The 4778-nt window shown below is 74.2% G+C and carries 7 protein-coding genes; 6 read left to right on the forward strand and 1 reads right to left on the reverse strand.

Annotated elements, in window-relative coordinates:
* Positions 1-38 precede the first annotated feature (38 nt).
* The gene (locus GCU69_RS13220; RefSeq protein WP_098754252.1) at positions 39-593 is read right to left on the reverse strand and encodes a DUF1990 family protein; all 555 of its coding nucleotides are present in this window, start codon (positions 591-593) and stop codon (positions 39-41) included.
* Between the two features lie 285 nt (positions 594-878).
* Here GCU69_RS13220 and GCU69_RS13225 point away from each other — a divergent pair, with 285 nt between their 5' ends.
* The 6 genes from GCU69_RS13225 to GCU69_RS13250 all read left to right on the forward strand — a co-directional run.
* The gene (locus GCU69_RS13225; RefSeq protein ID WP_098754253.1) at positions 879-1625 is read left to right on the forward strand and encodes an SDR family oxidoreductase; all 747 of its coding nucleotides are present in this window, start codon (positions 879-881) and stop codon (positions 1623-1625) included.
* Between the two features lie 2 nt (positions 1626-1627).
* Positions 1628-2401 (forward strand): nucleotidyltransferase family protein, encoded by a 774-nt coding sequence (locus GCU69_RS13230; RefSeq protein ID WP_098754259.1) that lies wholly within the window; start codon positions 1628-1630, stop codon positions 2399-2401.
* Positions 2398-2679 (forward strand): hypothetical protein, encoded by a 282-nt coding sequence (locus GCU69_RS13235; RefSeq protein ID WP_098754254.1) that lies wholly within the window; start codon positions 2398-2400, stop codon positions 2677-2679. The genes GCU69_RS13230 and GCU69_RS13235 overlap by 4 nt, the downstream gene beginning before the upstream one ends.
* Positions 2676-3467 carry a metallophosphoesterase family protein gene (locus tag GCU69_RS13240; RefSeq protein ID WP_098754255.1) on the forward strand — a complete coding sequence of 264 codons (792 nt, stop codon included), beginning with the start codon at positions 2676-2678 and terminating at the stop codon, positions 3465-3467. The genes GCU69_RS13235 and GCU69_RS13240 overlap by 4 nt, the downstream gene beginning before the upstream one ends.
* A 138-nt stretch (positions 3468-3605) precedes the next feature.
* Positions 3606-3800: a DUF2795 domain-containing protein gene (locus tag GCU69_RS13245; RefSeq protein ID WP_098754256.1), complete on the forward strand. Its 195-nt coding sequence runs from the start codon at positions 3606-3608 to the stop codon at positions 3798-3800.
* Between the two features lie 26 nt (positions 3801-3826).
* On the forward strand, positions 3827-4778 hold a 952-nt coding region (locus GCU69_RS13250; RefSeq protein WP_156206160.1), incomplete at its 3' end, for an NAD-dependent epimerase/dehydratase family protein.

The raw sequence follows: 4778 nt of genomic DNA on the forward strand, positions 1-4778 counted from the left end.
CACCGCCCGCGTTTCTCCCGTACCCGCCGTCGCGCGGGTCACGGTTCCCGTACGGCCGCGGCGACGGCCGCCAGATAGCGACCCGCCGCCAGCCACTGCACGCCGCGCGCCACCGGCCCGCCGAGCCGGGTGTACCAGGCGGCGGGCCGGGAGAAGGCCGTCACCTCGAACCACACCGTGCCGGTCCCGTCGCGCAGCACGGTGAACGACTCCTCACCGCACTCGGGGTGCCCCGGCAGCGAGCCGTACGCGAAGCCCGCACGGTCCGGCTCGTCGGCCGTCCACACCACCCGGCACGGAATCACCGGCCCGGGCAGCCTCAGCCCGCCCGGCCGCGGCACGAGCAGCACCGTGCCGCCCTCCGCCGCGTCCCCGCCCGGATACACGTGCAGGCCCGCGCCGCGCTGCCCGCGCCAGGCGAGCACGGCCGCGGCCGCCCGGTCGAAGACCCGCGGGCCGCCGCCGAGCCGTCTGCGGCGGCGCAGCAGGTGGTATCCGCCGGGCAGCGGCCGCTCACGGGTCGCGCCCACCTCCGGATACGTGGGCCGGGCGGCCCGTGCCGCCCGGTACGCGCGCTCCAGGTCCGGTGCCATGGACCCAATCTACGGAAGCCCGCCGCACGGGCACGACCGCACAGCCCCGCCGGGCGCCCCAGCCGCACGGGCACGACCGCACCGCCCCGCCGCCCGCCACAGCCGCCCGGGCGCGGCTCCCGCCCGGGCCCGCCGCCACCGGAATCCGGCCGGTCCGTGCCGCCCGAACCGGTTTGAGCGGCCCGCTGCGGGTTACCTGCGAACACCACCGCACAGCACGCGGACCGCCGGGCCACCGGCTCGGCCCGGCGGGCCCGTGGCCGACGACACCGTTAAGGACTCGCGATGGGCAGCACATCACACGTCGATCTGACCGGACGGCACGCCCTGGTGACGGGCGCCGCGCGCGGGCTGGGCGCGGCGATCACCCGGGGACTGGCCCGCGCCGGGGCCTCCGTACACGTCACGGACGTGCGCAGGGACCTCGCCGAGGAACTGTGCCGGGAGCTGAAGGAGGAGGGGTGCCAGGCGCGCTACACGGAACTCGACGTCCGGGACCCGGAGGCCGCCGCCACCGTGTTCCGGGGCATCGACGAGACGTCGCAGCCGCTGGACATCCTGGTCAACAACGCCGCCGTCGACGTCTCCAAGCCCATCGAGCACCTGACGGCCGAGGAGGTCACCCGGGTCGTCCACACCAACCTGCTGGGCCCGATGTACCTGTGCCTGGAGGCGTACCGCCGGATGGTCGGCCGGGGCCGCGGCCACATCGTGAACATCCTCTCCACGGCGTCCAACCGGACCTGGACGGAGGCCGGCCCCTACGCGGCGGGCAAGTCCGGGCTGCGTGCCTTCACGCACACGCTCTTCAAGGAGGCGCAGCGGGACTGCCTGGGTGTCGGCGTCACCGGGATCATCGCCGGCGGCATGGAGACCCCCTTCGTCCTCGACCGCTTCCCGGACGCGGACACGTCCACGCTGCAGAGCCCGGACATCGTCGCCGACACCGTGCTCTACGCCCTGTCCGTGCCGGAGGGCAGCGTGGTGCCGGAACTCGTCGTGGTTCCCCGGTGCGAATCGTCGTGGCCGTGAGCATGAGCGAGCCGGTGAGCGGAGACGGAGCCACGGTGCCCGGAGACCCGAGGAAGCCCGGCGGCGGGAGGCAGCGCGGCGGACCGTCCGCGCTGCGGCTGGCCGCGGGCCCGGGAGAGCCGGGGGAGCAGCACGGGCACGAGGCGCTGCCCCCGGACCGCATGCAGGCCATCCTGGAGGTCACCAAGCAGGTCGCGGCGCTGCTGAAGGCGCACGGCTTCCCCTTCGCGCTGGCGGGGGGCGTCGCCGCGTACGCCCACGGCAACCAGGCCAGGCTCCAGCACGACACCGACTTCTGCGTGCTCCCCGAGGACGCGGAAGCGGTCGCGGACACGCTCCGGGAGGCCGGGCTCCAGGTCTACACGCCGCCGGAGGACTGGCTGCTGAAGGCCCGTTCGCGGGGTCAGGACATCGACATCATCTACGAACTGACCCGGCAGCCCGTCACCCGTGAACTGCTGGACCGGGCCGAGGTCCTGCCGGTCGACTCGGTGCACATGCCGGTGCTCTCGCCGACGGACCTCATCATCGGCCTGCTCAACGCGTTCTCCGAACACCACTGCGACTTCAGCTCGGTGCTGCCGATCGCCCGCACCCTGCGGGAGAAGATCGACTGGGCGCGGGTCCGGCGCGAGTGCGGCGCGGCGCCCATGCCCGACGCCTTCCTCTACCTGCTCGAACGCCTCGACGTGATCGCCCCGGAACGGCCCGGGCCGCGGCGGGGGTCCGGGGAGCGGCCGGGGGAGGGGCCGGCACCGGAAGGGAACGGACCATGACGCACCACGACACCCACCGGACGCCCGGCGGGAACGGCGCGAGCGAATACCGGATCGCCCATCTCCACGAGCGGCTCGCCCGGGAGGGCAGCGGCGACATGGGAACCCGGCTGGAGATGCGGGGCAGCACCCTCCTCGTCACCGGCACCGCGCCGTCGGCCGCCTCCCGGGACGAGATCCTGCGGATCGTCGCGGAGGAGTTGCCGGGCGTGCCGGTGCACAGCGACATCGTGCTCAGCGAGAGCAGCGCCCCCGACCGCCCGGAGGACCTGTCATGATCCGTGTCGCGGCCGTCGGTGACATCCACATGGGCCCGGACAGCCGCGGGCTGCTCCGCCCGGCCTTCGAAACCCTCCCCGACTGCGCCGACTTCCTGCTGCTCGCCGGTGACCTCACCCGGCACGGCACCCGGGAGGAGGCACAGGCCGTCGCCGACGAGATCGCCGGGCTCGGCGTGCCCGTCATCGCTGTCCTCGGCAACCACGACCACCAGGACGGCCGGCCGGACGAGGTGACGGCCGTGCTGCGGTCCGGCGGGGCGGAAGTCCTGGAGGGCGGGAGCACGGTCGTCCGCGTCGGCGGCGTGCCCGTCGGCATCGCGGGCGCCAAGGGCTTCTGCGGCGGCTTCCCGGGGCGCAGCGCCGGGGAGTTCGGCGAAGCGGAGATGAAGGCGTTCGTACGCACCACCCGGCTCAGCGCGGACAGCCTCCGCGCGGCCCTGGACGATCTCGCCGGGCAGGGCTGCGAGGTGCGGATCGCGCTCACGCACTTCTCGCCCGTGGCCGACACCCTCGCCGGGGAGCCGCTGGAGATCTACCCGTTCCTCGGCGCGTACCAGCTGGCAGAGGCCGTCGACGCCGCGGGGGCCTCGCTGGCCGTGCACGGCCACGCCCACGCCGGAACGGAGCACGGCATGACCAGCGGCGGGGTGCTGGTGCGCAACGTCGCCCAGCCCGTCATCCGCCGCGCCTTCGCCGTCTACCACCTGCCGGAGAGCCGGACCGCGGGCGGCGGGGACCCGCAGTCCACGGGAGCCCGCGCGTACGCCGACAGAGGTACGCGCTGATTCATCCCGTTTGGGGCGGGTACTCCGCGCGGGGCCGTCCCGGTCCCGGTCGCCCGGCACCGGACGGCAACGGGGCCTCCACGCCGGAGGTCCCAGGACAAACGCCGGTTCGCCGGCCTCGCACCCCAGGAGCACACCATGGCGAAGCCCAACCCCATCGAACTCCAGAAGGCCCTCAAGGGCGCCGACTACCCGGCGGACCGCGAGTCCCTGGCGTCGCTCGCCGAGAAGAACGGCGCGGACAGCGGGCTCGTCGACAAGATCTCGCATCTGGGCCAGAAGGAGTTCACCGGCCCCGACCAGGTCGAGAAGGCCGTCTTCCGCGACAAGTGACCATCCCGGAGCCGAAAGGAGACCCCATGGACGTCGCCGGAACAGCCGCCACCGGAGTCGCCGGCCGGCGCTGGAACCATGCCGTCGTCACGGGGGGAGCCGGCTTCGTCGGCTCCCACCTGTGCGCCGCGCTGCTGGCCCAGGGCACCGCGGTGACCTGTGTCGACGACTTCTGCACCGGCGCGGCGGAGAACGTCGCCCAGTTCGCCGACCACCCCGGCTTCACCCTGGTCCGCGCCGATGTCACCGAGCCGTTCGACACCGGCGGCGAACCGGTCGACCTGGTCCTGCACTTCGCGTCGCCCGCGTCGCCCGCCGACTATCTGCGGCTGCCGCTGCACACCCTCGACACGGGCAGCACCGGCACCCGCAACGCCCTGGCGCTGGCCCGTCGGCACGAGGCGCGCTTCATCCTGGCCTCCACCTCGGAGGCGTACGGCGATCCGCTCCAGCACCCGCAGAACGAGCGGTACTGGGGCAACGTCAACCCGGTCGGCCCGCGCAGCGTCTACGACGAGGCCAAGCGCTTCGCGGAGGCCCTGACGACCGCCGAGGCGTCGGCCCACGGCACGGACACCGGGATCGTCCGGCTGTTCAACACCTACGGGCCGCGGATGCGCGGTTACGACGGCCGGGCCGTGCCCACCTTCATCCGGCAGGCGCTCGCGGGCGAGCCGCTGACCGTCACCGGCGACGGCCGGCAGACCCGGTCGCTGGCCTACGTCGACGACACCGTGCGCGGCGTCCTCGCGATGGCGGCCTCCGACCTGCTCGGCCCCGTCAACATCGGCAACCCCGTCGAGATCACGATGCTCGACCTCGCCCACCGGATCATCGGGCTGGCCGGCTCCTCGTCCACGGTCCGCTTCATCGAGCGGCCCACCGACGACCCGGCCGTGCGCTGCCCGGACATCACGCTGGCCCGCGGCAAGCTCCAGTGGGAGCCGGAGACCGGCCCCGACGAGGGCCTGGCCCGCA

Source organism: Streptomyces lycii (assembly GCF_009735685.1).
GTDB lineage: Bacteria > Actinomycetota > Actinomycetes > Streptomycetales > Streptomycetaceae > Streptomyces > Streptomyces lycii.